At 64.2% G+C, this 20788-nt stretch carries 20 protein-coding genes; 5 read left to right on the forward strand and 15 right to left on the reverse strand.

The window, feature by feature from the left end:
* Window positions 1-34: 34 nt before the first annotated feature.
* The 10 genes from infC to WA070_RS17805 form a co-directional block, all read right to left on the reverse strand.
* A complete protein-coding gene (gene infC, locus WA070_RS17760) occupies window positions 35-568 on the reverse strand; it encodes a translation initiation factor IF-3 (RefSeq protein ID WP_422635230.1) in 534 nt (177 codons plus the stop codon).
* A gap of 130 nt (window positions 569-698) precedes the next feature.
* Window positions 699-2690 (reverse strand): threonine--tRNA ligase, encoded by a 1992-nt coding sequence (gene thrS, locus WA070_RS17765; RefSeq protein WP_422635491.1) that lies wholly within the window; start codon window positions 2688-2690, stop codon window positions 699-701.
* A gap of 127 nt (window positions 2691-2817) precedes the next feature.
* On the reverse strand, window positions 2818-3984 hold the full coding sequence (locus WA070_RS17770) for a nucleotide sugar dehydrogenase (RefSeq protein WP_422635231.1): 1167 nt from the start codon (window positions 3982-3984) through the stop codon (window positions 2818-2820).
* Between the two features lie 83 nt (window positions 3985-4067).
* Complete coding sequence (locus WA070_RS17775; RefSeq protein WP_422635232.1) at window positions 4068-4433, reverse strand: DsrE/DsrF/DrsH-like family protein; 366 nt, start codon at window positions 4431-4433, stop codon at window positions 4068-4070.
* Window positions 4421-5188 carry a HesA/MoeB/ThiF family protein gene (locus WA070_RS17780; protein WP_422635233.1) on the reverse strand — a complete coding sequence of 256 codons (768 nt, stop codon included), beginning with the start codon at window positions 5186-5188 and terminating at the stop codon, window positions 4421-4423. Before WA070_RS17780 ends, WA070_RS17775 begins: the two co-directional genes overlap by 13 nt.
* On the reverse strand, window positions 5185-5595 hold the full coding sequence (locus tag WA070_RS17785; RefSeq protein WP_422635234.1) for a hypothetical protein: 411 nt from the start codon (window positions 5593-5595) through the stop codon (window positions 5185-5187). Before WA070_RS17785 ends, WA070_RS17780 begins: the two co-directional genes overlap by 4 nt.
* Window positions 5596-5599: 4 nt before the next feature.
* Complete coding sequence (gene dut, locus WA070_RS17790; protein WP_422635235.1) at window positions 5600-6055, reverse strand: dUTP diphosphatase; 456 nt, start codon at window positions 6053-6055, stop codon at window positions 5600-5602.
* Window positions 6030-7280 (reverse strand): bifunctional phosphopantothenoylcysteine decarboxylase/phosphopantothenate--cysteine ligase CoaBC, encoded by a 1251-nt coding sequence (gene coaBC, locus WA070_RS17795; RefSeq protein WP_422635236.1) that lies wholly within the window; start codon window positions 7278-7280, stop codon window positions 6030-6032. The genes dut and coaBC overlap by 26 nt, the downstream gene beginning before the upstream one ends.
* A gap of 4 nt (window positions 7281-7284) precedes the next feature.
* Window positions 7285-8817, reverse strand: a complete 1533-nt coding sequence (gene ubiB / locus WA070_RS17800) for a 2-polyprenylphenol 6-hydroxylase (protein WP_422635237.1) — start codon at window positions 8815-8817, stop codon at window positions 7285-7287.
* A 7-nt stretch (window positions 8818-8824) separates the two neighbouring features.
* The gene (locus WA070_RS17805) at window positions 8825-9556 is read right to left on the reverse strand and encodes a class I SAM-dependent methyltransferase (RefSeq protein ID WP_422635238.1); all 732 of its coding nucleotides are present in this window, start codon (window positions 9554-9556) and stop codon (window positions 8825-8827) included.
* 177 nt (window positions 9557-9733) lie between these two features.
* Here WA070_RS17805 and treA point away from each other — a divergent pair, with 177 nt between their 5' ends.
* The 5 genes from treA to WA070_RS17830 all read left to right on the forward strand — a co-directional run bounded on the left by treA (window position 9734) and on the right by WA070_RS17830 (window position 15087).
* Window positions 9734-11317: an alpha,alpha-trehalase TreA gene (treA, locus tag WA070_RS17810; protein WP_422635239.1), complete on the forward strand. Its 1584-nt coding sequence runs from the start codon at window positions 9734-9736 to the stop codon at window positions 11315-11317.
* Window positions 11318-11334: 17 nt separating this feature from the next.
* On the forward strand, window positions 11335-12147 hold the full coding sequence (gene mutM / locus WA070_RS17815) for a bifunctional DNA-formamidopyrimidine glycosylase/DNA-(apurinic or apyrimidinic site) lyase (RefSeq protein ID WP_422635240.1): 813 nt from the start codon (window positions 11335-11337) through the stop codon (window positions 12145-12147).
* A 118-nt stretch (window positions 12148-12265) separates the two neighbouring features.
* A complete protein-coding gene (gene rpsT, locus WA070_RS17820) occupies window positions 12266-12529 on the forward strand; it encodes a 30S ribosomal protein S20 (RefSeq protein WP_422635241.1) in 264 nt (87 codons plus the stop codon).
* 427 nt (window positions 12530-12956) lie between these two features.
* Window positions 12957-14366, forward strand: a complete 1410-nt coding sequence (gene dnaA, locus WA070_RS17825; protein ID WP_422635242.1) for a chromosomal replication initiator protein DnaA — start codon at window positions 12957-12959, stop codon at window positions 14364-14366.
* A gap of 118 nt (window positions 14367-14484) precedes the next feature.
* Complete coding sequence (locus tag WA070_RS17830; RefSeq protein WP_422635243.1) at window positions 14485-15087, forward strand: peptidylprolyl isomerase; 603 nt, start codon at window positions 14485-14487, stop codon at window positions 15085-15087.
* 138 nt (window positions 15088-15225) lie between these two features.
* On the opposite strand, the gene WA070_RS17835 is transcribed toward WA070_RS17830, so the two are convergent.
* The 5 genes from WA070_RS17835 to secB form a co-directional block, all read right to left on the reverse strand.
* On the reverse strand, window positions 15226-16458 hold the full coding sequence (locus WA070_RS17835; RefSeq protein WP_422635244.1) for a dicarboxylate/amino acid:cation symporter: 1233 nt from the start codon (window positions 16456-16458) through the stop codon (window positions 15226-15228).
* 120 nt (window positions 16459-16578) lie between these two features.
* Window positions 16579-17259: a DUF4136 domain-containing protein gene (locus WA070_RS17840; protein ID WP_422635245.1), complete on the reverse strand. Its 681-nt coding sequence runs from the start codon at window positions 17257-17259 to the stop codon at window positions 16579-16581.
* Window positions 17260-17470: 211 nt separating this feature from the next.
* Window positions 17471-18517 (reverse strand): tryptophan--tRNA ligase, encoded by a 1047-nt coding sequence (trpS, locus tag WA070_RS17845; protein ID WP_422635246.1) that lies wholly within the window; start codon window positions 18515-18517, stop codon window positions 17471-17473.
* A 23-nt stretch (window positions 18518-18540) separates the two neighbouring features.
* On the reverse strand, window positions 18541-20115 hold the full coding sequence (gene murJ, locus WA070_RS17850; protein ID WP_422635247.1) for a murein biosynthesis integral membrane protein MurJ: 1575 nt from the start codon (window positions 20113-20115) through the stop codon (window positions 18541-18543).
* A 149-nt stretch (window positions 20116-20264) separates the two neighbouring features.
* The gene (secB, locus tag WA070_RS17855) at window positions 20265-20783 is read right to left on the reverse strand and encodes a protein-export chaperone SecB (RefSeq protein WP_422635248.1); all 519 of its coding nucleotides are present in this window, start codon (window positions 20781-20783) and stop codon (window positions 20265-20267) included.
* Window positions 20784-20788: the final 5 nt, after the last annotated feature.

Raw genomic sequence — 20788 nt, forward strand, 5'->3', positions numbered from 1 at the left:
CGGGCCGCCCTTTTCGTTTGTCTGAGGCGCGCGTTTATTTGGGCGAGAGCACCATCAGCATCTGACGGCCTTCCATGCGCGGATAGGCTTCGACCTTCGCGACTTCGGCGACATTTTCGGCGACGCGCTGGAGCAGCGCCATGCCGAGTTGCTGATGCGAGAGTTCGCGGCCACGGAAGCGCAGGGTGATCTTCACCTTGTCGCCTTCGCCAATGAAATCATGGACCTTCTTCATCTTCGTATCATAGTCATGATCGTCGATGTTCGGGCGCATCTTGATTTCTTTAAGTTCCTGCGTGCGCTGAGTCTTGCGGGCGATGTTCGCCTTTTTCTGCGCTTCGTATTTGAACTTGCCGATGTCGAGGAATTTGCAGACTGGCGGATCGGCGTTCGGCGACACTTCAACCAGGTCCAGACCCACGTCTGCGGCCTGTTCGATTGCTTCCTGCGTCAACAACACGCCCAGATTTTCGCCTTCCTCGTCAATCACGCGCACCTTTGGCACGGTGATGAATTCGTTATAGCGAGGGCCGGATTTCGGCGGCGGCGCCAGCGGGCGGCGCATCATCGGGGGTCGTATAGCAGTATCTCCTATGGTCGTTGCAAAAACGAGTGGCTCTTAACGGCTTTTGCGCAAAGCCGAAAGGGGTCCGTGGTCCCACGTTGGCGGAATCACGAACCCTTGTGGCATTGCTGCCTCACCGCATATCGGGTGGCGTGGCTTCATTTGCAAGGCGTGAAATGACGTCTTCGAGCGAAAGGATGGTCTGCCCCTCGCTGCCCAGCACGCGCAGCGCGACTTTGCCCTCTTCGGCTTCGCGGCGACCCACGACCAGCAGGTTGGGGACTTTGGCGAGGCTGTGTTCGCGCACCTTATAATTGATCTTTTCGTTGCGGACATCGAGTTCGGCGCGGATTCCCGCCGCTTTCAGCCGGTCGACCACCTGTATCGCATAATCGTCGGCGTCCGACACGATGGTGGCGACGACCGCCTGCACCGGCGCGAGCCAGAGCGGGAAGCGACCGGCATGATGTTCGATCAATATGCCCAGGAACCGTTCGAACGTGCCGAGAATCGCGCGGTGCAGCATGATCGGGCGATGGCGGCTGCCATCTTCGCCGACATAGCTGGCGTCGAGTCGTTCGGGCAGCACGGTGTCGGTCTGGAGCGTGCCGCACTGCCATGTCCGGCCAATCGCATCGGTCAGGTGGAACTCCAGCTTGGGCGCGTAGAAAGCGCCTTCGCCCTCGAGTTCCTCCCACCCATAAGCCTCTGTCGCGCGGCCGGCCTGCGCCACGGCATCGCGCAGCGATTGTTCGGACCAGTCCCACATTTCGTCGGAGCCGAAGCGTTTTTCGGGGCGCAGCGCCAGTTTGATGGCGTAATTGTCGAAGCCCAGATCCTTGTAGATCACGTCGAGCAGGTCGCAGAAAGCCTTGACCTCATCGACAAGCTGGTCGGCGCGCACGAAGATATGGGCGTCGTCCTGCGTGAACTGGCGCACGCGCATGATGCCGTGCAGCGCGCCATGCGCTTCGTTGCGGTGGCAACAGCCGAACTCGGCGAGGCGCAGCGGCAGGTCGCGATAGGATTTGATGCCCTGACGGAAAATGAGGACGTGGGCGGGGCAGTTCATGGGCTTCAAGGCCATCATGTCCGCCTCACCCGACAGGACCGGGCCTTCATCGTCGGTGTTGGGCACTTCGTCGGGGACGACGAACATATTTTCGCGATATTTGCCCCAATGGCCCGACTGTTCCCACTGGCGCGCGTCCATCAGTTGGGGCGTCTTGACCTCTTCATAGCCAGCCGCGTCGAGGCGGCGGCGCATATAAGCCTCCAGCTGACGCCAGATCATATAGCCCTTGGGATGCCAGAAGACGCTGCCCTGCGCTTCGGGCTGGAGGTGGAACAGGTCCATTTCCTGCCCGATCTTGCGATGGTCGCGCTTGGCCGCCTCCTCCAGACGCGTCTGATGTTCCTGCAACTGCTTCTTGTTCAGCCAGCCGGTGCCGTAGATGCGGCTGAGCATCGCGTTCTTCTGATCGCCGCGCCAGTAAGCGCCCGACACGCGCGTCAGTTTGAACGCCTGCGGATCGAGGCGGCCGGTGGAGGCGAGATGCGGCCCACGGCACATGTCGTACCAGCCGTCACCCGAATGATAGACGGTCAGTGGTTCGTCGCCGGACAGTTCAGCGGCCCATTGCGCCTTGAACGTCTCACCCTGCGCGGTCCATTGCGCGATCAGCGTTTCGCGGTCGATTTCCTTGCGGATCAGCGGTTTGTTCGCGGCGATGATGCGGCGCATCTCCGCCTCGATCGCGGGCAGGTCTTCGTCGGTGAACGGGCCGCGATCAGGGGCGGGGGCGAAGTCGTAATAAAAGCCGTCGTCGGTGGACGGGCCGAACGTGATCTGCGTGCCGGGGAACAGATGCTGCACCGCTTCGGCCAGCACATGCGCAAAGTCGTGGCGTGCCAGTTCGAGCGCGTCGGCTTCGTCCCTGTTCGTCACCAGCGCGAGGTGGGCGTCGCGGTCGAGCGGGCGCATGATGTCGCGCAGTTCGCCATCCACGCGCGCGGCGATCGCCGCCTTGGCCAGACCCGGTCCGATCGCCGCTGCAATATCCGCCGGGGTAGTGCCGGGCGCGACTTCACGCACGGAACCGTCGGGCAGAGTGATGTTGAGCATGGCGGACACGGGATTTCCCTCAGAAAAAACGATATGACTATGGCGTCACGCGGCGAAGATAGCTGCGCCTTCCCCATAAATGGGCCGCCTGCGCTGTCAATAGAAGGGGGTGGGCGCAAAGCCCCCGTCAGTCGGACCCGAACAGGTCGCGGGTGAACACCTTGTCGGCGACATCGGTGATGGCCGGGGTCATGCGGTTGGCCAGGATGACGTCGCAATCCGCCTTGAAGACTTCGAGGTCGCGCAGCACTTTCGAGCCGTAAAATTCCGCTTCGGTCATGGCGGGTTCGTAGATGACGACCTCTATGCCCTTGGCCTTGATCCGTTTCATGATGCCCTGAATCGAGGACTGGCGGAAATTGTCGGACCCGGCCTTCATCACCAGACGGAACACGCCGACCTTGCGCGGTTTGCGGGCGATGATCTGGTCGGCCAGAAAATCCTTGCGCGTGCGGTTGGCGTCAACGATCGCGCGGATCAGGTTTTGCGGCACTTCGGAATAATTGGCCAGCAACTGCTTGGTATCCTTTGGCAGGCAATAGCCGCCATAGCCGAAGCTGGGATTGTTATAATGGGTGCCGATGCGCGGATCGAGACCGATGCCGTCGATGATCTGGCGCGTGTCCATGCCACCGGCGATGGCATAGCTGTCCAGTTCGTTGAAGAAGGCGACGCGCATGGCGAGGAAGGTGTTGGCGAAGAGTTTCACCGCTTCGGCTTCGCGCGAATCGGTGAAGAGAATGTCGATGTCTGTCTTGATCGCGCCGTCGCGCAGCAGGTCGGCAAAGATGCGCGCGCGTTCCGACCGTTCGCCAACGATGATGCGCGAAGGGTGAAGATTGTCGTAGAGCGCCTGACCTTCGCGCAGGAATTCCGGGCTGAAAATCACCTGATCGGTGGCGTAGCGGGCGCGGACATCGTCCACGAAGCCGACGGGGATGGTCGATTTGATGACGATGGTCGCGGTCTGGTTGGCGGCGATCGCGGTGCGGATGACGGATTCGACCGAAGATGTGTCGAACTTGTCGGTCTGCACGTCATAATTGGTAGGCGTCGCGACGATCACATAATCCGCGCCGTCCAGAGCGACCAGCGGATCGAGCGTGGCGGACAGGTTGAGCGGGCGGTTGGCGAGGAAATCTTCCAGTTCTTTATCGCTGATCGGCGATTGGCGGGCGTTGAGCATCTCGACACGCTCGGCCGTGACATCGACGGCGACGACTTCGTTATGCTGCGCCAGCAGGACTGCGTTGGAGAGGCCGACATAGCCAAGGCCGAAAACCGCAATCTTCATTTGCTATACTCGTGCAAAGGCCGCTGAACGCGACGGCATTATCGCCATCGGCCCCATGCTGCAACCGCACAATAGCGTAACGATCAAGCGATGAGTAGGCGTGCCGCGTCGTCAGTGTGTTGGAGGAAGCCAATCGGGCCGCCGATTTCGACTCCTGCGGGCAGGTCGTTTGCCGTCAAATCGGATAACGCCATCCCGCTTTGGCACGCGATCAGGGTGACACCCATGTCCTGCGCTTCCACGATCAGTGTCGCCAGATCGGGCAGGCCCGCCGCCTGATGTGCTGCATCGCAGGGCGCAGATGTATGGGCACGCAGCAGGCCCACGGCGTCGAGTTGCAGGAACAGGGTCGCGTGACCGCCCAGCGCCGCCTGTGCCGCTGCCAGCGTCAGTGCGCCGCGCAGCCGTTCGGCATCGGGGACGGTCAGGACGATGTTCAGGTCGCGCATAGGGCAGGCGCGCAACCGGGGCAGGCGGGGTCTTTGCGCACGTCCAATGTGCGGAAGCGCATCGACAGCAGGTCCGCGATCAACAGCTTGCCCGCCATGTCGGTGCCGAAGGGGACGAGCGCACGGATCACTTCCAGCGCGGCGAGGCTGCCCATGACGCCGGTCAGTGCGCCGATGACGCCGGTTTCCGAACAATTGCGTTCGGGTGCGTCCGCCGGATCGCCGACCAGACAGCGATAGCAGGGCCGGTCGCTTTCCCAGCCGCGATAGGTGGCCAATTGCCCCTCGAACGGGCCGACCGCTGCCGATACCAGCGGCATCCGCAGCGCCTGTGCCGCATCTGCCACCGCCAGCCGGGTCGCGAAACTGTCGCAGCCATCGAGCACGACATCGGCATCGCGCAGCATCAGGGCGGCGTTGTCGGTATCGATCCGCGCATTGATGGGGATGAGTTTGACGTCGGGATTGATCCGGGCGACGGCGGTCATGGCGGTTTCCGCCTTGGCCGCGCCAATGTCTGCGGTGCCGAACAGGATTTGCCGTTGCAGGTTGGACAGGGCGACGCTGTCGTCGTCGATCACCCGGATGGTGCCGACGCCCGCTGCCGCGAGATAGAGGATCGCGGGGCTGCCGATGCCGCCCGCACCGATCACGGCGACGTCCGCCGACAGCAGGCGCGCCTGCCCCGCGCCGCCGATTTCTTTCAGGACGATGTGACGGGCGTAGCGTTCAAGCTGATCGTCCGTCAGCGTCACGGGGCGTCGGACCAGAGGAAGCGGACCTGCGAGCGCATCCATTGGGGCGTGTCGCCGCCATTTTTGGGAAAGCTGCTGCGCAGGGATCCGGTGATGCGGGCGTTGACGAACTTTTCGACGCCGGGGCAACTGGCGTTGACGGGCGCGATCTTCAGCGGTTTGCCATCGCCCGACAGCAGGAACAGCATGTCGATTTCCAGCAGGCTGGAGCCTTCATAAGGGACCGCGCCGGCGCATTCCCCACGGCGATAGAGGCGCGCGACCTCTTCCGACCAGCGCGGCGAAATCTTGCGGCCCAGCCAGCCGTCGATCACCGGCACGGTGGACAGATCCTGCGGCATGGGGGGCAGGGCGGCACCCGCCACGGGACTGGCCGTGGCCAGCATCAGCGAAAGCAGCATCGTCATGGCGTCATACTCCTGTCGAACCGAAACCGCCCTCTCCACGGGCGGTGTCGTCCAGCATATCCACCTCGACAAAGCTGGCAAGCTGCACGGGTGCGACGACGAGTTGCGCGATGCGGTCGCCGCGCTGGATCGGGAAGGGCTGGTCGCCCAGGTTGATGAGGATGATCTTGAGTTCGCCGCGATAGTCGGCGTCTATCGTGCCGGGGCTGTTGGGCAGGCTGATGCCGTGCTTGAGCGCCAGGCCGGAGCGGGGGCGCGCCTGCACCTCATAGCCTTGCGGAATGGCCATCGCGAAGCCGGTGGCAACGGCATGGCGCGCGCCGGGAGCGAGGGTCAGGTCTTCGGCCGACACCACGTCCATGCCCGCCGCGTGGGCGGTGGCGTAGGCGGGGACGGGGAGGCCCGCCCCGTGGGGCAGGCGCTTGAGCTGGATATCAATCGAGGCGAGCGGAGAGGGCATGGGCGACCTTTTCGATGAGTTTGATGGCGACATCGCCCTTGGGCAGGACGGGCCAGCTTTCGATGCCGTCGGCGGTGACGATCTGCACGGCGTTGGTGTCGCCGCCCATCACGTCACCGGATACGTCGTTGGCGACGATCCAGTCCGCACCCTTGCGCGCCAGCTTGGCGCGGGCATGGTCGGCAATATTCTGGGTTTCGGCAGCGAAGCCGATCAGCAGCGTTGGGCGTTGGGCATGGTGGCCGAGCGTGGCGAGAATGTCCGGGTTTTCGACCAGCGCGAGCGGGGCGGGCTGGCCCGATCCGTCCTTCTTCAGCTTCTGGTCCGCAGCGTCGGCGGTGCGCCAGTCGGCCACGGCGGCGACCATGATGGCGGCGTCGGCGGGCAGGGCGTTTTCGACGGCGGCCAGCATGTCGCGCGCGGTCTGCACATCGATGCGGGTGACGCCCGCCGGGGTGGGCAGGTTCACCGGGCCAGCGACCAGCGTGACGCGCGCCCCGGCCTGCGCGGCGGCGGCGGCGATGGCAAAGCCCTGCTTGCCCGATGATCGATTGGCGATGTAGCGCACCGGGTCGATCGGCTCATGGGTTGGCCCGGCGGTGATGAGGATGTGGCGGTCTGCCAAAGTCCGAGTGGCGGATGATGGCGCAAAGTCGGGCTGGCCCGCCAGCTGATCAGCCTGTCTGGGCAGCGCCAGCAGTCGTTCGATCTCCGCCGCGATGGCGTCGGGTTCGGGCAGGCGGCCCGTGCCATATTCGCCGCACGCCATCGCGCCGTCATCCGGGGTCATGATGTGGACGCCATCGCTGCGCAACTGTGCCAGATTGCGCTGGGTCGCGGGGTGATGCCACATGCGCACGTTCATCGCGGGGACGGCCAGCACGGGCTTGTCGGTCGCCAGCAGCAGCGTGGTGGCCAGATCGTCGGCCTGCCCCGTCGCCATCTTCGCCAGGATGTTGGCGGTTGCGGGCGCGACGACGACCAGATCGGCCTGACGACTTAACTGGATATGGCCGATTTCCTGCTCGTCTTTCAGGTCGAACAGATCGGTGAACACATGATCCTCGGTCAGCACGCCCAGAGAGAGCGGCGTGACGAACTGCTGCGCCGATGGCGTCATCACGGCGCGGACCGCGATTCCGCGCCGCCGGAGCAGGCGGACGAGTTCGAGCGATTTATAGGCCGCGATCCCGCCTGAGACGATGAGGAGGATGCGCTGGGTCATGGCGTCAGGATAATAGCAATGTCGCCCCGACGCCAGCCGCTGCAGCCCCGATGGCGACGAGCGCATAGCGCCACCCGCCGCCGATGCGGATCAGCTTCACTTCGGTGAGCGGCGGGGGCAGCGGCGCGCCGCCCTTTTGCGGGAAGGCGTCCTCGATCCGGCGGACCAGATCGGGCAGACGTTGCAGGGTGCGCCAGTTTTCGATGAGTGAATCGGCGACCTTCGCCTCCGGCCCCAATTCGGTGCGCAGCCATTCCTTGACGTAAGGGCCGCTGGTTTCCCACAGGTTGATGTCGGGGTCGAGCGAGGTGGCAACCCCCTCCACCATCACCATCGTCTTTTGCAGCAGCAGCAGGTGCGGCTGGGTCTGCATGTCGAAATCGCGGGTGATGGCGAACAGGCCGTCCAGCATGCCGCCCACCGACAATTCACGCACCGGCTTGCCGCGCATCGGTTCGCCCACGGCGCGCAGGGCGGTGGCGAACTCCGCGACGTTGTGATGGGCGGGTACATATTGCGCTTCGAAATGGATTTCGGCGACGCGCTTATAATTGCCGGTGATCAGGCCGTAGAGAATTTCCGCCAGCCACATGCGCGCGCGCCGGTCTATGCGGCCCATGATGCCGAAATCGATCGCGACGATGTCACCCTGCGGGCAGACGAACAGATTGCCCTGATGCATGTCGGCGTGGAAGAAACCCTCCGCAATCGCCTGCCGCAGGAAGGCGTTGACGAGACGCGCGGCGATGGCGGGCAGATCGTGGCCCGCAGCGATCAGCGCGGCGCGATCGGCGATCTTGATGCCGTCGATCCACTCCATCGTCATGACCCGGCCGGTCGTGCGGTCCCAGTCGATGACGGGGACACGGTAGCCCGGCTCCGCCTGCATCGCTTCGGCCAGTTCCGATGCGGACGCCGCTTCGCGCCGCAGATCCAGTTCGCGCGCGGTCCAGCGCTTCATGTTGGCGATGACCAGCCGGGGCCGCAGCCGCGCCAGTTCTCCGCCCAGCATCTCCACATGGGCGGCGGCCCATTCATAGGTTTGGATGTCGCGGTTGAACTGTTCGATCACGCCGGGGCGGATCACCTTGACCGCGACGTCGCGCCCATCGGTGGTGATGGCGCGATGGACCTGCGCGATCGACGCCGCGCCGACGGGCGTTTCGTCAAAGCGGCTGTAGAGCGCGTCGAGCGGGCGACCGAAACTGGCCTCAATCTGTGCGCGGATCGTGTCGAAGGGCACGGGGGGCAGGGCATCCTGAAGCCGCAGCAGATCCTGCACCGCGTCTTCGCCGACGAGATCCGGGCGGGTCGCGAGCGTCTGACCGAGTTTGATCGCCGCCGGGCCGATCGCCTGAAACGCATCGGCATAGCGGGGCTGGGCCGGTACGCGTGCGCCGAAGCGGGCGATTCGCACCAGCCGTCGCACGGGCGCGGGGGTCAGCGGATCGCGCTCAATCCCCTGCAACGCGCCATGCCGCGCGAGGGTGCGACCCCATTTGAGGAGCCGCCAGATATGCGTGGCGTGGGAGGTCATCGAGAGATCAAATCTTCCAGCCCGAATGGATCGCGACCAGTCCGCCCATGATCGGTTCGACCTTCGTGTTCACAAAGCCTGCCTCGCGGATCATGGCCTCGAACCGGGGCATGGTGGGGAAGCGGCGGATCGATTCGATCAGATAGCGATAGCTGTCGGCGTCGTTGGCGAACAGCTTGCCCAATTGCGGCACGACCTTGTGCGAATAGGCGTCATAGACGTCCGAAAAGCCCGGCCATGTGGTGGTGGAAAATTCCAGGCAGAAGAAACGCCCGCCGAATTTCAGCGCGCGATAGGCTTCGACGAGTGCCTTATCGATATGGGTGACGTTGCGGATGCCGAAGGCGATCGTATAGGCGTCGAAGCTGCGGTCGGGGAAGGTCAGTTCCTCCGCATTCTGTTCCGACCAGATCAGGCCATCCAGCCCCTTTTTCTGCGCGCGTTCCATGCCCACGGCCAGCATTTGGGGATTGATGTCGGACACGGTGACATGCGCGCCATGGCGGTGCATGCGGAACGCGATGTCGCCGGTGCCGCCCGCCATGTCGAGGATGGTTTCGCCCGCACGCGGCTTGACCCGCTTGACGAACTGGTCCTTCCACAACCGGTGCGCGCCCATCGACATGGCGTCGTTCATCAGGTCATATTTGGCCGCGACGTTGGAAAAGACCGCGCCGACCATGTCCTGCTTTTGCGTGGCATCGACGTCGCGATAGCCAAAGGATGCTGTTTCGCTCATGGCAGCGCTCTAGAACATTCTCTGCGCGGCTGGAACAGGCCACGATCGGCAGAGGACGGAAAAGGTACGAAAGGGCAGTCGATACATCGCCGTGGCAGCCTTTGTGCGGGAACGTTTCGGCTGGCCATCCATTCGCATGGCACATCCTCGTCATGCCTAGCGGGAGCTTTATACGCCGTGCGCCGCCTTTTGATCCCCGTTCTCGCCACGCTGCTTTGCACCGCTCAGGCCGCACCGACGCAAACGTCTCCGGCCAGTCCGCAGCAAATCTACGGCCCGTTGTTCGAAGCGGTGCAGCGCGACAAGCTGTTTGCGGATGGGAAGAGTTTCGCCGACGCCGTGCCGCGCGGCGACCCCTCAGCGATCGTGGCGGACTATCGCAGGGTCATGCCGCAGGGCGACGCCCTGCGCGCCTTCGTACTGCGGCATTTCGACGTGCCGGGGGAGGAGGCTGCGTCACCGTCCCGGTCACTGCGCGGGCATATCGCCGCACTGTGGCCGCAACTGACGCGGCCTGCGCTCACCCCGCCGCCCGGATCGTCCGCGCTGGCTTTGCCCGCGCCATATGTCGTGCCGGGCGGGCGCTTTCGCGAGATTTATTATTGGGACAGCTATTTCACGATGCTGGGCCTGAAAGCCGATGGGCGGCAGGATCTGATCGATTCGATGCTGACGGATTTCGAAAGCCTGATCGATCGCTACGGCTTCATCCCCAACGGCACGCGGACCTATTATCTGGGCCGGTCGCAGCCGCCTTTCTTCGCTTTGATGGCGGAGCTTGGGACGTCGGATGCGCCCGCTGCTGCGCGCCACCTCAAGGCCTTGCGCGCGGAACATGCGTTCTGGATGCGGGGCGCGGATGAGTTGGGCAGGAGCGCAGCGGATCGGCGTGTCGTGCGGATGCCCGATGGGGCGCTGCTCAACCGCTATTGGGATGATCGCCCCGGCCCGCGCGACGAAAGCTGGGCCGAGGATGTTTCGACCGCGCGGGAGAGTAATCGACCCGCCGCTGACATTTATCGCCATCTGCGCGCCGGGGCGGAAAGCGGGTGGGATTTTTCCTCGCGCTGGCTGGACGACCCCAAGCGTCTGTCGACGATCCGCACGACCGATATCGTGCCGGTCGACCTCAACAGCCTGCTCTGGTCGCTGGAACGCGCCATCGCAAAGCGGTGCGCGGCGGCGAAGGACGCGCCCTGTGCCCGGCAGTTCACATCGCTGGCGACGGCTCGGAGCCGGGCGATCGACCGCTGGCTGTGGCTAGGGCAAGACGGGCGCTATGCCGACTGGGACATAAAGAGCGGCAAGGCGACGCCGGTGCTGTCCGCCGCCACGCTGTTTCCGCTGTTCGTGGGGCTGGCGAACCGGCAGCAGGCCGAAGCCGTGGCGCGGACGACGCGCGCGCAGTTGCTGGGGCCGGGCGGGCTGCGCACGAGCCGAATCGCCAGCGGTCAGCAATGGGACAGCCCCAATGGCTGGGCGCCGCTGCAATGGGTGGCGGTCGAGGGGCTGGCGCGGACGGGACATGATGCGCTGGCGAAGGACATCGCCCGGCGCTGGATCGGTACGGTCGGTGCGGCCTATCGCGAGACGGGCAAGATGCTGGAAAAATATGATGTGGAGGAACGCAAGCCCGGCGGCGGCGGGGAGTATCCGCTGCAGGACGGGTTCGGCTGGACCAATGGCGTCACCCGCGCGCTGATCGCTCGCTGGCCCGATCTCGATCCCGATGCGACCGCCCCTGTCGCTACGCAGCGCTAGGCCCTACAGGATGGTTCATGCCTGAATTGCCCGAAGTCGAAACCACTGTCGCTGGCCTGCGATCCGTATTGGATGGCGCAGTGTTGAGCCGTGTCGAGCCGCGCCGCGCGGACCTGCGCTTTCCCATTCCGGTGGACCTGCGCCAGCGGATGACAGGGGCGACGGTTACGGGGCTGACGCGGCGGGCCAAATATGGGCTGATTGGCACGGATCGGGGCGATACGCTGATATTCCATCTGGGCATGTCGGGCCGGTGGCGCGTGGACCCCAGCGAGATCGGCACGCACGATCATCTGATATTGGAAACCGGGGCGGGGCGGCTGCTCGCGCTCAACGACCCGCGCCGTTTCGGTTTCGTCGATCTGGTGCGCAGCGATGCGTGGGAAGCCTATACCCCCTTCACCCGCATGGGGCCGGAGCCGCTGGGACCGGATTTCGACGCGGCGATGCTGGTCCGCGTGCTGGCGGGGAAGGGGACGTCGATCAAGGCGACGTTGCTGGACCAGCGAATCGTCGCGGGGCTGGGTAATATCTATGTGTGCGAAGCGCTCAACATGGCGGGCATTGCGCCCACCCGTGCGGCGGGGCGGATCAGCGCACGGCGGCTGGCGCTGCTGGTGGATGCGATTCGCGCGGTGTTGTCCGCTGCGATCGCGGCGGGGGGATCGACCCTGCGCGACTATGCGCGACCCGACGGGGAATTGGGATATTTTTCAAAACAATGGCGCGTCTATGGCCGCGAAGGATTGCCATGCCCATGCGGGGGAACGGTAAGGCGGCGAGTCGATGGCGGACGATCGACCTTTTTCTGCCAGCAATGCCAGCGATGAAGCCATGGCACCCGGTTGACGACCCCTGTTATCCCCTGTAAGGGGCGCACCTTCACAAGGCGGGTTGGCGAGTCCGATCCTCATGCCTTCCAAGATTTGACGAGAACCGAGGAATAGAATGGCCAATACGCCGCAAGCCAAGAAGCGCATCCGTCGCAACGAACGTCGCGCCGCCATCAACGGCGCCCGCATCAGCCGGATTCGCACCCTGGTGAAAAAGGTGGAAGCCGCGATCACCGCTGGCGACAAGAGCGCCGCTGCGACCGCACTGCAGACCGTACAGCCCGAACTGGCCCGTGGCGTCGCCCGTGGCGTGCTGCACAAGAACACTGCCTCGCGCAAGTTCGGCCGTCTGACCAAGGCTGTCAGCGCACTCGCCTGATCCCGTTTGGGATAATGGCTGCACATCGTTGGCCCGCTCCGATCATCGGGGCGGGTTTTTCGTCGTTCATTCATATTCCGGTAATATATGGGATCGACGCTATTCCCGCGATTCGACGCACTGCGGCATAAAATAATATTACTAAATTATTGAAATATAAGCATAATTTCATTGTGCCGTCTTTTCCGTGGGTTTGCCGAGTCAACGGCTTTATTTCATTTTTTTGAACCCCCACGCCCTTGATCCCGACCCTTCCCCCTGTCTATTTTTGAAATCCGGCCGCTGTCGAATCACCTGTGTGTGGCCGTCATGTTGATCGTTTGATGTGGATACTCGGAAAGGCGGGGGCTTTTCCGATCGGGTATCGCTGTGTCTTGTTTTTCTGCCCGTCGACTGGCGTGCGTAGAGGTTGGGGGTCGAGTTCAAGATGAAGGATGGCGTGGGTTTGGTGGAGTGGCAGGACGGGTCGGGAACGCAGGCAGACGGTGGCCTGGAATCCGCCTGGGCCGCGATCCGCGCCGGCCTGCGCCGCGACATCGGCGCCCGCATGTTCGACCAGTGGTTGAAGCCCGTGGCGCTGGGCAACCATTGCCCCGAATCGCAGACGCTGGACCTGCTGGTGGCCAGCGATTTCAGCGCCAATTTCGTGTCGGGCCAGTTTGGCGACCGGCTGCGCATGGCATGGCGCAATGCCGGGGCAGGGGTGCGGGACGTGCGGTTGCGCCGTGCGCCGGAATCGACCGGACCCCGCCTGCTGGAAGTCTTGCATGTCGAACCGGCTGCGCCCGCCACGTCGGCGGCGCCGGTGGCGATCGCGTCGAACTTTCAGCCGCGCCATGATTTTGCTACTTTCATCACCGGCGAGAGCAATCGTCTGGCCTGTTCCGCCGCGCAGGCGATGGGCGCGCTGGCCGAGCCGCGTTTCAGCCCATTGTTCATCCACGGCAGCACCGGGCAGGGCAAGACCCACCTGTTGCACGCCATCGCCGCTGCCTTTTCCGCCCATTCGCCTGCCGCGCCGGTCCTCTACATGTCGGCCGAACGCTTCATGATGGAGTTCGTGAACGCGATGCGCGCCAACGATACCATGGCGTTCAAGGCGCGGCTGCGCGCTGCCCGGCTGCTGCTGATCGACGACATCCAGTTCATCTCTGGCAAGGGATCGACGCAGGAAGAGTTTCTGCACACGATCAACGACCTGATCGATTCGGGCGCGCGCATCGTCGTGACTGCCGACCGCCCGCCCCAGCGGCTGGAATCGATCGACGCGCGCATCCTTTCGCGGCTGGCCGGTGGCCTTGTCGCCGACATCCTGCCCGCCGACCTCGACCTGCGCCTGGCCATATTGGAGGCCAAGCGTGTCGTTGCGGGCGATCCGCCCGTACCGGACGCGGTGATCGACTTTCTGGCCCGATCGATTCGCTCGAACGTGCGCGAGCTGGAAGGGGCGTTCAACAAGCTGGTCGCCTATGGTCAGTTGACGGGCCGGGCGATCGATCTGGACTTTGCGCAGGGCATGCTGGCCGATGCGGTGCGCGCGAATGCGCGCCGCATCACCGTGGACGAAATCCAGAAAGCCTGCGCCGCCCATTTCAAGATCGACCCGTCGGAAATGCGATCCAAGCGCCGCGCGCGCGCCGTCGCCCGCCCGCGTCAGGTCGCCATGTATCTGGCCAAGAAAATGACGCCGCGATCGTTGCCTGAAATCGGCCGCATCTTTGGCGGACGCGACCACAGCACGGTCATCCATGCGGTGCGCACGATCGAGCAGTTGCGCGAAAGCAATCCCGACATGGACGCCGACGTGCGCGCGCTGCTGCGCCAGTTGGAAGGGTGATCGTTTAAGGTCGGCGTGTTCCTGCGCAGGCGGGAACCCGGATCCGACGTTCGAACTGGGTTCCCGCCTGCACGGGAACACGCTTTCGGATTGAGGAAGCACGCTCTAGGCTGGCGACATGATTCGCCATCTCGTCCTCGCGCTCCTCGCTGCTATCACCCTGTCGCCAGCGGTCGCCCAAACACCCCTCACGCCCTCCGCCGACGTGCGCGTCGTGCTCGACACCAGTGCCGGGCGCATCGTCGTGGCAGTCCATGCGGACAGGGCGCCGGTGACCGCCGCCAATTTCCTGAAATATGTCGACCAGAAGCGGTTCGACGGCACGGTCTTTTATCGCGGCGTGGGCGCGGCCGACTATGGCTTCGTGCAGGGCGGCGCGCAGAACGATCCCAAGCGCATCCTGCCGCCTATCAAGCATGAACCCACCAGCCAGACCGGCTTGCTCCATGACGACGGTGCATTGTCGATGGCGCGCTATGCGCCGGGCAGCGCGACGGGCGATTTCTTCATCGTGCTGGGTAAGATGCCCGCCATGGACGCGCAACCGCAGGGGGCAGGCGACAATCAGGGCTTTGCCGTCTTCGCCCATGTGGTCGAGGGGCTGGATGTGGTGAAGGCTATCCTCGCCCTGCCGAAATCGCCGACTGCTGGCGAAGGGGTGATGAAGGGGCAGATGCTGGCCGATCCGGTGAAGATCATCACTGCGCGGCGGGTGCCGTAAGGCTGGCGCTCGTCGGGAGGCCGCGACTGGGTTCCCGCCTGCGCGGGAACACCGGTGGGGCTAAAAGCGGATACTTACGGTCATTCGCATTTTTCCGTTCGCTCGAAACGAACGGAGAGGTGGTAACGCTGCAAGCTGCTAATCCCCAGCGCCAGCCCCCTGATCCACGATTCGCGCCGCCGCCATGTCGGCAGTCACATTGCCCAGCGTGCGGAATATGTCGGGCACGGTTTCCACCGCGAGCAGCAGCGGCAGCGCTTCGACCGGCACGCCCATGGCGAGGCAGATGGGACCGGTGGTGGTGAAGAAGGTGATCTGACTGGGCAGGCCGACCGCCGCGAGACTGACGATCGCGGCGACCAGCACGCCTACGACCAGTTGCGTCGGCCCCAGATGCACGCCGTTCATCGCCGCCACATAGATGGCCACGCCCAGATTGGCGGGCGGGCTGGTAATGCGGAACAGGGATATGGCGAGCGGCAGGACGATGCTGCGCGTCGTTTCCCGCACGGCGAGCGGCCCGTCGCTCGCTTGGATCATCGCGGGCAGGGACGCGATGGAGCTTTGCGTGGAAAAGGCGATGGCCTGCGCGGGCAGGGCGGCGCGCACGAAGCGGGGCAGGCCGATCCGTCCCCATATCATCGCCAGCGGATAGACCAGCAGTGTCACGGCGATACAGATCAGCACGATGAAGCCGATATAGTGGAGCAACGCTCCAGCGGTGGCGAGGCCAGACTGCGCGCCCGCCACCAGCGCCAGCGCAAACACGCCCACGGGCGCAATCCACAGCACCCAGTTGACGACCACCAGCAGCGCGTCGGCCAGCGCTTCGAACAGTCCAGTCAACTGCGCCTTTCGGTCCGGCGCGATGCGCGTCACCGCAAAGCCGAAGATCAGCGCGAACAACACGACGGACACGACTTGTCCGTCTACGGCGGCCTTGAGCGGATTGACCGGGATGAAGCCCAGCAGCCATTGGGCGGAAGGGCGAACGTCCGGCACATCGGCCAAATCCGTCGCGCCCGTCAGCGCGCCCACCGCCCCTGATGGGACAGGCCAGATATGCAGCATCAGCGGCCCGACGATCGCCGCGACGGCGGCCGACGCCACCAGCAGCATGGCGAACAGGGCGATGGTGCGCCCCGCCATGCCGCTGGTCCGCGCGGTGGTCGCAGCTTGTGCGATGCCGGTGACAAGCAGTGCGAAGATCAGGGGGATGAGTGGCATCTGCAACCCGCCCAGCCATGCCTTCCCCACCGGTTGCGCGACGGCGACGATGTCCGCGCCCGCCGCAATGCCCCATTCAGCGATCGCGATGCCGCAGCCAAGGCCCAGGATCAGGGCGAGCAATATCCTGACAGTCAGCGACATGGCCATTTATCCCCGTTTGCATCGTCATGGTTGAGCCTATCGCCCATCTGGCAAAAGAAAAGGCCCGGTCACTCTGTCGAGTGCCGGGCCTTTTTCAGATCCGATGCAAATCGTGCGCCGTCAGCCCTTTTTCTCGGGCGGCAGGGTGATCTTCACATCCTCGCCATTCTGGCCGGGGAAACCGGTGAACATCGCGTCGATCAGGTTCGGGATCAGATAGGTCAGCTTGTTGGACAGCGACTGTGCGCTCGCCCTGCCTTCGAACAGGCGGCGATTGTCAGCCGCGCGGTCGATCTTCATGCTGAGGTCGCTGGTATAGACAGTGTAGCTCGACACGTCGTTGAAACCGCCACCGCCGAACAACCATGGATCATAGAAGCCATAGCCCCATGGACGGCCCCAACGGCCACCCCATCCACCGCCCCATGCGCCACGGCCAAAGCCCGGACCCCAGCCGAAGCCGCCGCCATAGGGACCGCCGACGCCGGTCGAACGGACCTTTTCGCGGCCGTTATCGACGTCATAGCCGACACGCACGATAAGGTCCGCGCGGGCCGGATCGCTGGCGACCACATAGCCGGTCTCGCCCAGCCGCTGGCCAACGAGCGAGGCATAGTGGGAAAATTCGAGGCTGCCCGCGAGTTGCGGATTGTCGGCCACGATGGTGAAGCTTTGCCCGGCGGGTGCGGGCAGTTGCTGGAAACGGGCGACATCGGCCTTGAACGAGGTCGCGCAGCCCGACAGCGCCATCAGCGCCAAAGCGGGGGCAGCGATCAGACCGAACTTCTTGAAACGGGTCATTTTTCTGCGTCCTGTATCAGGCGTGGGGCGCCTTTTGCTATTCTTGCGCCCTGCCCTAGCAAAACGCAACTGAACATCCATTGAACGCACGAACCGGCCAGACGGGCGCAATGCTGTGCGCAAAACGATGTCCTGTCATTAAAGGACGCCGCCCCCCAACCCAATCCGTCCAAGCCGTCAGGTCATCAGTCGATTTGGTCGAACTGTGGCTTTAGCGCATCAGTCCCATGGCATCATAGGCCGCGCGCAGCGTTGGTTCCGCCGCAGCCGCCGCCCTGGCCGCGCCCTTGTCCAATATAGCGTCGAGCGCAGCGTCGTCGGTACGCAACGCCATGAAGCGATCCCGAATGGGGCGCAGCGTTTCGACCAGCACGTCGCCCAGCGCAGGCTTGAACGCGCCAAAGCCCTTGCCAGCAAATTCCGCGCACACCGCGTCCGTCGTGCGTCCGGTCAGCGTCGCCATGATGCCGACCAGATTGGCAGCTTCGGGACGTCCGGTCAGGCCTTCCGCGGTTTCGGGCAGCATTTCCTGATCGCTCTTGGCTTTCTTCACCTTGGTCATGATGGCGTCGTCGTCATCGGTCAGGTTGATGCGGCTAAGGTCTGACGGATCGGACTTCGACATTTTCGCCGTGCCATCGCGCAACGACATGATGCGCGCGCTTTCTTTCGGGATGATGGGGGCGGGCAGGGTGAAGACGTCGACGCCGAAATCGGTGTTGAACTTGGTCGCGATGTCGCGGCACAGCTCCAGATGCTGCTTCTGATCTTCGCCGACGGGCACGTGCGTCGCCTGATAGAGCAGGATGTCGGCGGCCTGCAGCACAGGATAGACGAACAGGCCGACGGACGCGCCTTCGCGATCCTTGCCCGCCTTGTCCTTGAACTGCGTCATGCGGTTCAGCCAGCCGATCCGCGCGGTGCCGTTCAGCAACCAGGCCATCTCCGCATGGGCAGGGACGCGCGCCTGATTGAACAGCACGGAACGGTCAGGGTCGATCCCGGCGGCGACGAGGGCGGCGGCCATGTCGCGCACGTTGCGGATGCGTTGTTCGCGCCCTTCATGCACGGTGATGGAGTGCATGTCGGCGAGGAAGAAGAAGCATTGCGCGTCGGCGTTTTTATCAGGATTTGTCACGCCCGCTTCCGCGGCCATGGCGGGCATCTCGTCCTGCATCCGCACCCAGTTGCGGATCGCACCCAGATAATTACCCAGATGCAGATTGCCGGTCGGCTGGATGCCGGAAAGGACGCGCATGTCGTGATCCATTCTTTCTTGACTCAAGTCGGGCTGCGCCGCCGCATCAGCGCCTTGATATCGGACAGCCGATAGGCGCCAGTGACGAAGCAGGCCAGCCCGTACAGCGCCACGCCCGCCCCGACAAGCAGGCCAAGCGCGATATAGCGACCCAGCATCGGACCCGACAGCCATGGGTCGAGCAGGCTTGCCCCCGCCAGCAGGGCCGCCCCCATGATGAGCGCGGCGATCGCCAGCCGGGGCAGGCGTCGGCGCAGCCCTGCGTCGGCGGCAAAGTGGCCGCGCTTTACCAGCGTGCGATAGAGCATGGCGACGTTGACGGTGGATGCCAGCGCCGTAGCGAGCGGCGGGCCGATATGGCCCAGCGTCGGGATCATCGCGATATTGCCCACGATATTGATGAGGATCGACAGCATCGCGTAGCGCACCGGCGTGCGCGTGTCGCCGCGCGCATAATAGCCCGGCGTCAGCACCTTCACCAGCACATAGGCAGGCAGCCCGATCGAAAAGGCGGACAAGGCCCAGCCGCATCGCATCGCGTCCTCCGCCGTAAAGCGACCATATTGGAACAGCCCGCGCACGATCGGTTCGGCCACGGTCAGGAAGGCGACGGTCGCGGGCAGCGTCAGGAACAGGGCGAGTTCGATGCCCCGGTTCTGCGTTTCCATCGCGGCCACGTCCTCCCCCTTCGACAACATGCGCGAGATGGTGGGGAGTAGGATGGTGCCAAGGCCGATGCCGATCAGGCCCAGCGGCAACTGGTTCAGCCGGTCGGCATAATAGATATAGGTGATCGACCCCGACGCCAGCAGCCAGCCCGACAAGGACGTGGAGACCAGCAGATTGATCTGCTGCGCGCCAGCACCCGCCGCTGCGGGCAGGATGAGGCGCATGAGTTCGCGCACGTCCTTGTCCAGCCGGGGCCGCTGGATTTTCAGCGATACGCCTGCGCGCCGACACGCCCAGATGAGCCACAGCAGTTGCAGCGCGCCGCCCACGGTCACGGAAATCGCCTGCACCCGTGCGGTTTCATATTCGTCCGCGCCGTGGAACAGCCACAGCCCGGCGATCATCGACAGGTTGAGCAAGATCGGCGCGGCGGCATTGACCCAGAATTTATCGATCGAATTGAGGATACCGCCCAGCAGCGATGCCAGCGAAATCAGCGCCAGATAGGGCAGGGTGATCCGCGCGAGCATGACGGCGAAGGCGAACTGGTCGGCTGTCGGGTTCTGGCGCGAAAAGCCGCCCGACAGCACCCATGTCACTGGCCATGCGGCGATGATGAGGATCGCGGTGAAGACAAGCAGGACCGGCAGCAGCACCGCCAGCGCCCGCTGCGCAAAGTCATAGCCCGCCGGTAGTCCGCCGTCGCCCGCTGCCTTTTTATTGAACAGCGGGATGAACGCGGCGGAAAAGGCGCCCTCCGCAAACAGGGCGCGGAACATGTTGGGCAGGCGGAATGCGACCCCGTTGAACGCATCGGACGCAAAGCCCGCGCCCACATAGCGCGCCGCCAGCGAATCGCGCACCAGCGCGAGGATACGGCTGACCAGCGTCAGGCCGCCAACGGAGCCAAGCGCGCGGACGAGTTTCATAGTCCCGTCACGGTGCGATTTATCCGTTCGTCCTGAGTAGCCACTGAGCGAAGTCGAAGTGGCGCATCGAAGGATAGCAAAGTGAATACTTCGATATGGGCCTTCGACAAGCTCAGTCCCTACTCAGCACGAACGGATGTATAGATAGCTCAGGCGTGACCGGCCGGTTCGCCTGCGGTCTGTTCCATTGCCTGTGCCTGTTGCAGGTACAGCGCGCCGAAATCGATCGGGTCGAGCAGCAGCGGTGGGAAGCCGCCGTCGCGGATCGCGTCGGCCAGCACGCGGCGGGCGAAGGGGAAGATGAGGCGCGGGGCTTCGGCCAGCATGAAGGGCTGGACCTGATCTTCCGGCACGTTGCGCATACCAAATAGTGCGGCATAGAGCAGGTCGACGGCAAAGGCAGTGCCTTCGGGCGCAATGGCCTTCACGTCGATCTTGAGCGTGACTTCCAGCACTTCTTCGCCAACGCGATCCGCGCCGATGTTGAACTGCACGTCGATCTGCGGCTGGTCGGGCCACTGATAGCAGGCCGGCGCGTTCGGATTTTCGAACGACAGATCCTTCACATACTGGCTGATCAGCGCGATCTGCGGTCCGGTGTCGGCGCCGTTGAGCTGGCCGTTGCCAGGAGTGTTGATGGTGTAGCTGTTGTCGCCTTCATCGGCCATGATAC

The organism is Sphingobium sp. (assembly GCF_049304695.1).
In the GTDB taxonomy this organism is placed as follows: Bacteria; Pseudomonadota; Alphaproteobacteria; order Sphingomonadales; family Sphingomonadaceae; genus Sphingobium.

Excerpts from the sequence above, each read along its gene's own strand:
- coaBC (WP_422635236.1), bottom strand. The coding sequence starts at position 7,280 with ATGACCCAGCGCATCCTCCTCATCGTCTCAGGCGGGATCGCGGCCTAT.
- murJ (WP_422635247.1), bottom strand. The coding sequence starts at position 20,115 with ATGAAACTCGTCCGCGCGCTTGGCTCCGTTGGCGGCCTGACGCTGGTC.
- dnaA (WP_422635242.1), top strand. The coding sequence starts at position 12,957 with ATGAAGGATGGCGTGGGTTTGGTGGAGTGGCAGGACGGGTCGGGAACG.
- WA070_RS17830 (WP_422635243.1), top strand. The coding sequence starts at position 14,485 with ATGATTCGCCATCTCGTCCTCGCGCTCCTCGCTGCTATCACCCTGTCG.
- secB (WP_422635248.1), bottom strand. The coding sequence starts at position 20,783 with ATGGCCGATGAAGGCGACAACAGCTACACCATCAACACTCCTGGCAAC.
- WA070_RS17840 (WP_422635245.1), bottom strand. The coding sequence starts at position 17,259 with ATGACCCGTTTCAAGAAGTTCGGTCTGATCGCTGCCCCCGCTTTGGCG.
- WA070_RS17835 (WP_422635244.1), bottom strand. The coding sequence starts at position 16,458 with ATGTCGCTGACTGTCAGGATATTGCTCGCCCTGATCCTGGGCCTTGGC.
- WA070_RS17785 (WP_422635234.1), bottom strand. The coding sequence starts at position 5,595 with ATGACGATGCTGCTTTCGCTGATGCTGGCCACGGCCAGTCCCGTGGCG.
- trpS (WP_422635246.1), bottom strand. The coding sequence starts at position 18,517 with ATGCGCGTCCTTTCCGGCATCCAGCCGACCGGCAATCTGCATCTGGGT.
- WA070_RS17805 (WP_422635238.1), bottom strand. The coding sequence starts at position 9,556 with ATGAGCGAAACAGCATCCTTTGGCTATCGCGACGTCGATGCCACGCAA.
- rpsT (WP_422635241.1), top strand. The coding sequence starts at position 12,266 with ATGGCCAATACGCCGCAAGCCAAGAAGCGCATCCGTCGCAACGAACGT.
- thrS (WP_422635491.1), bottom strand. The coding sequence starts at position 2,690 with ATGCTCAACATCACTCTGCCCGACGGTTCCGTGCGTGAAGTCGCGCCC.
- WA070_RS17775 (WP_422635232.1), bottom strand. The coding sequence starts at position 4,433 with ATGCGCGACCTGAACATCGTCCTGACCGTCCCCGATGCCGAACGGCTG.
- ubiB (WP_422635237.1), bottom strand. The coding sequence starts at position 8,817 with ATGACCTCCCACGCCACGCATATCTGGCGGCTCCTCAAATGGGGTCGC.
- infC (WP_422635230.1), bottom strand. The coding sequence starts at position 568 with ATGATGCGCCGCCCGCTGGCGCCGCCGCCGAAATCCGGCCCTCGCTAT.
- mutM (WP_422635240.1), top strand. The coding sequence starts at position 11,335 with ATGCCTGAATTGCCCGAAGTCGAAACCACTGTCGCTGGCCTGCGATCC.
- WA070_RS17770 (WP_422635231.1), bottom strand. The coding sequence starts at position 3,984 with ATGAAGATTGCGGTTTTCGGCCTTGGCTATGTCGGCCTCTCCAACGCA.
- dut (WP_422635235.1), bottom strand. The coding sequence starts at position 6,055 with ATGCCCTCTCCGCTCGCCTCGATTGATATCCAGCTCAAGCGCCTGCCC.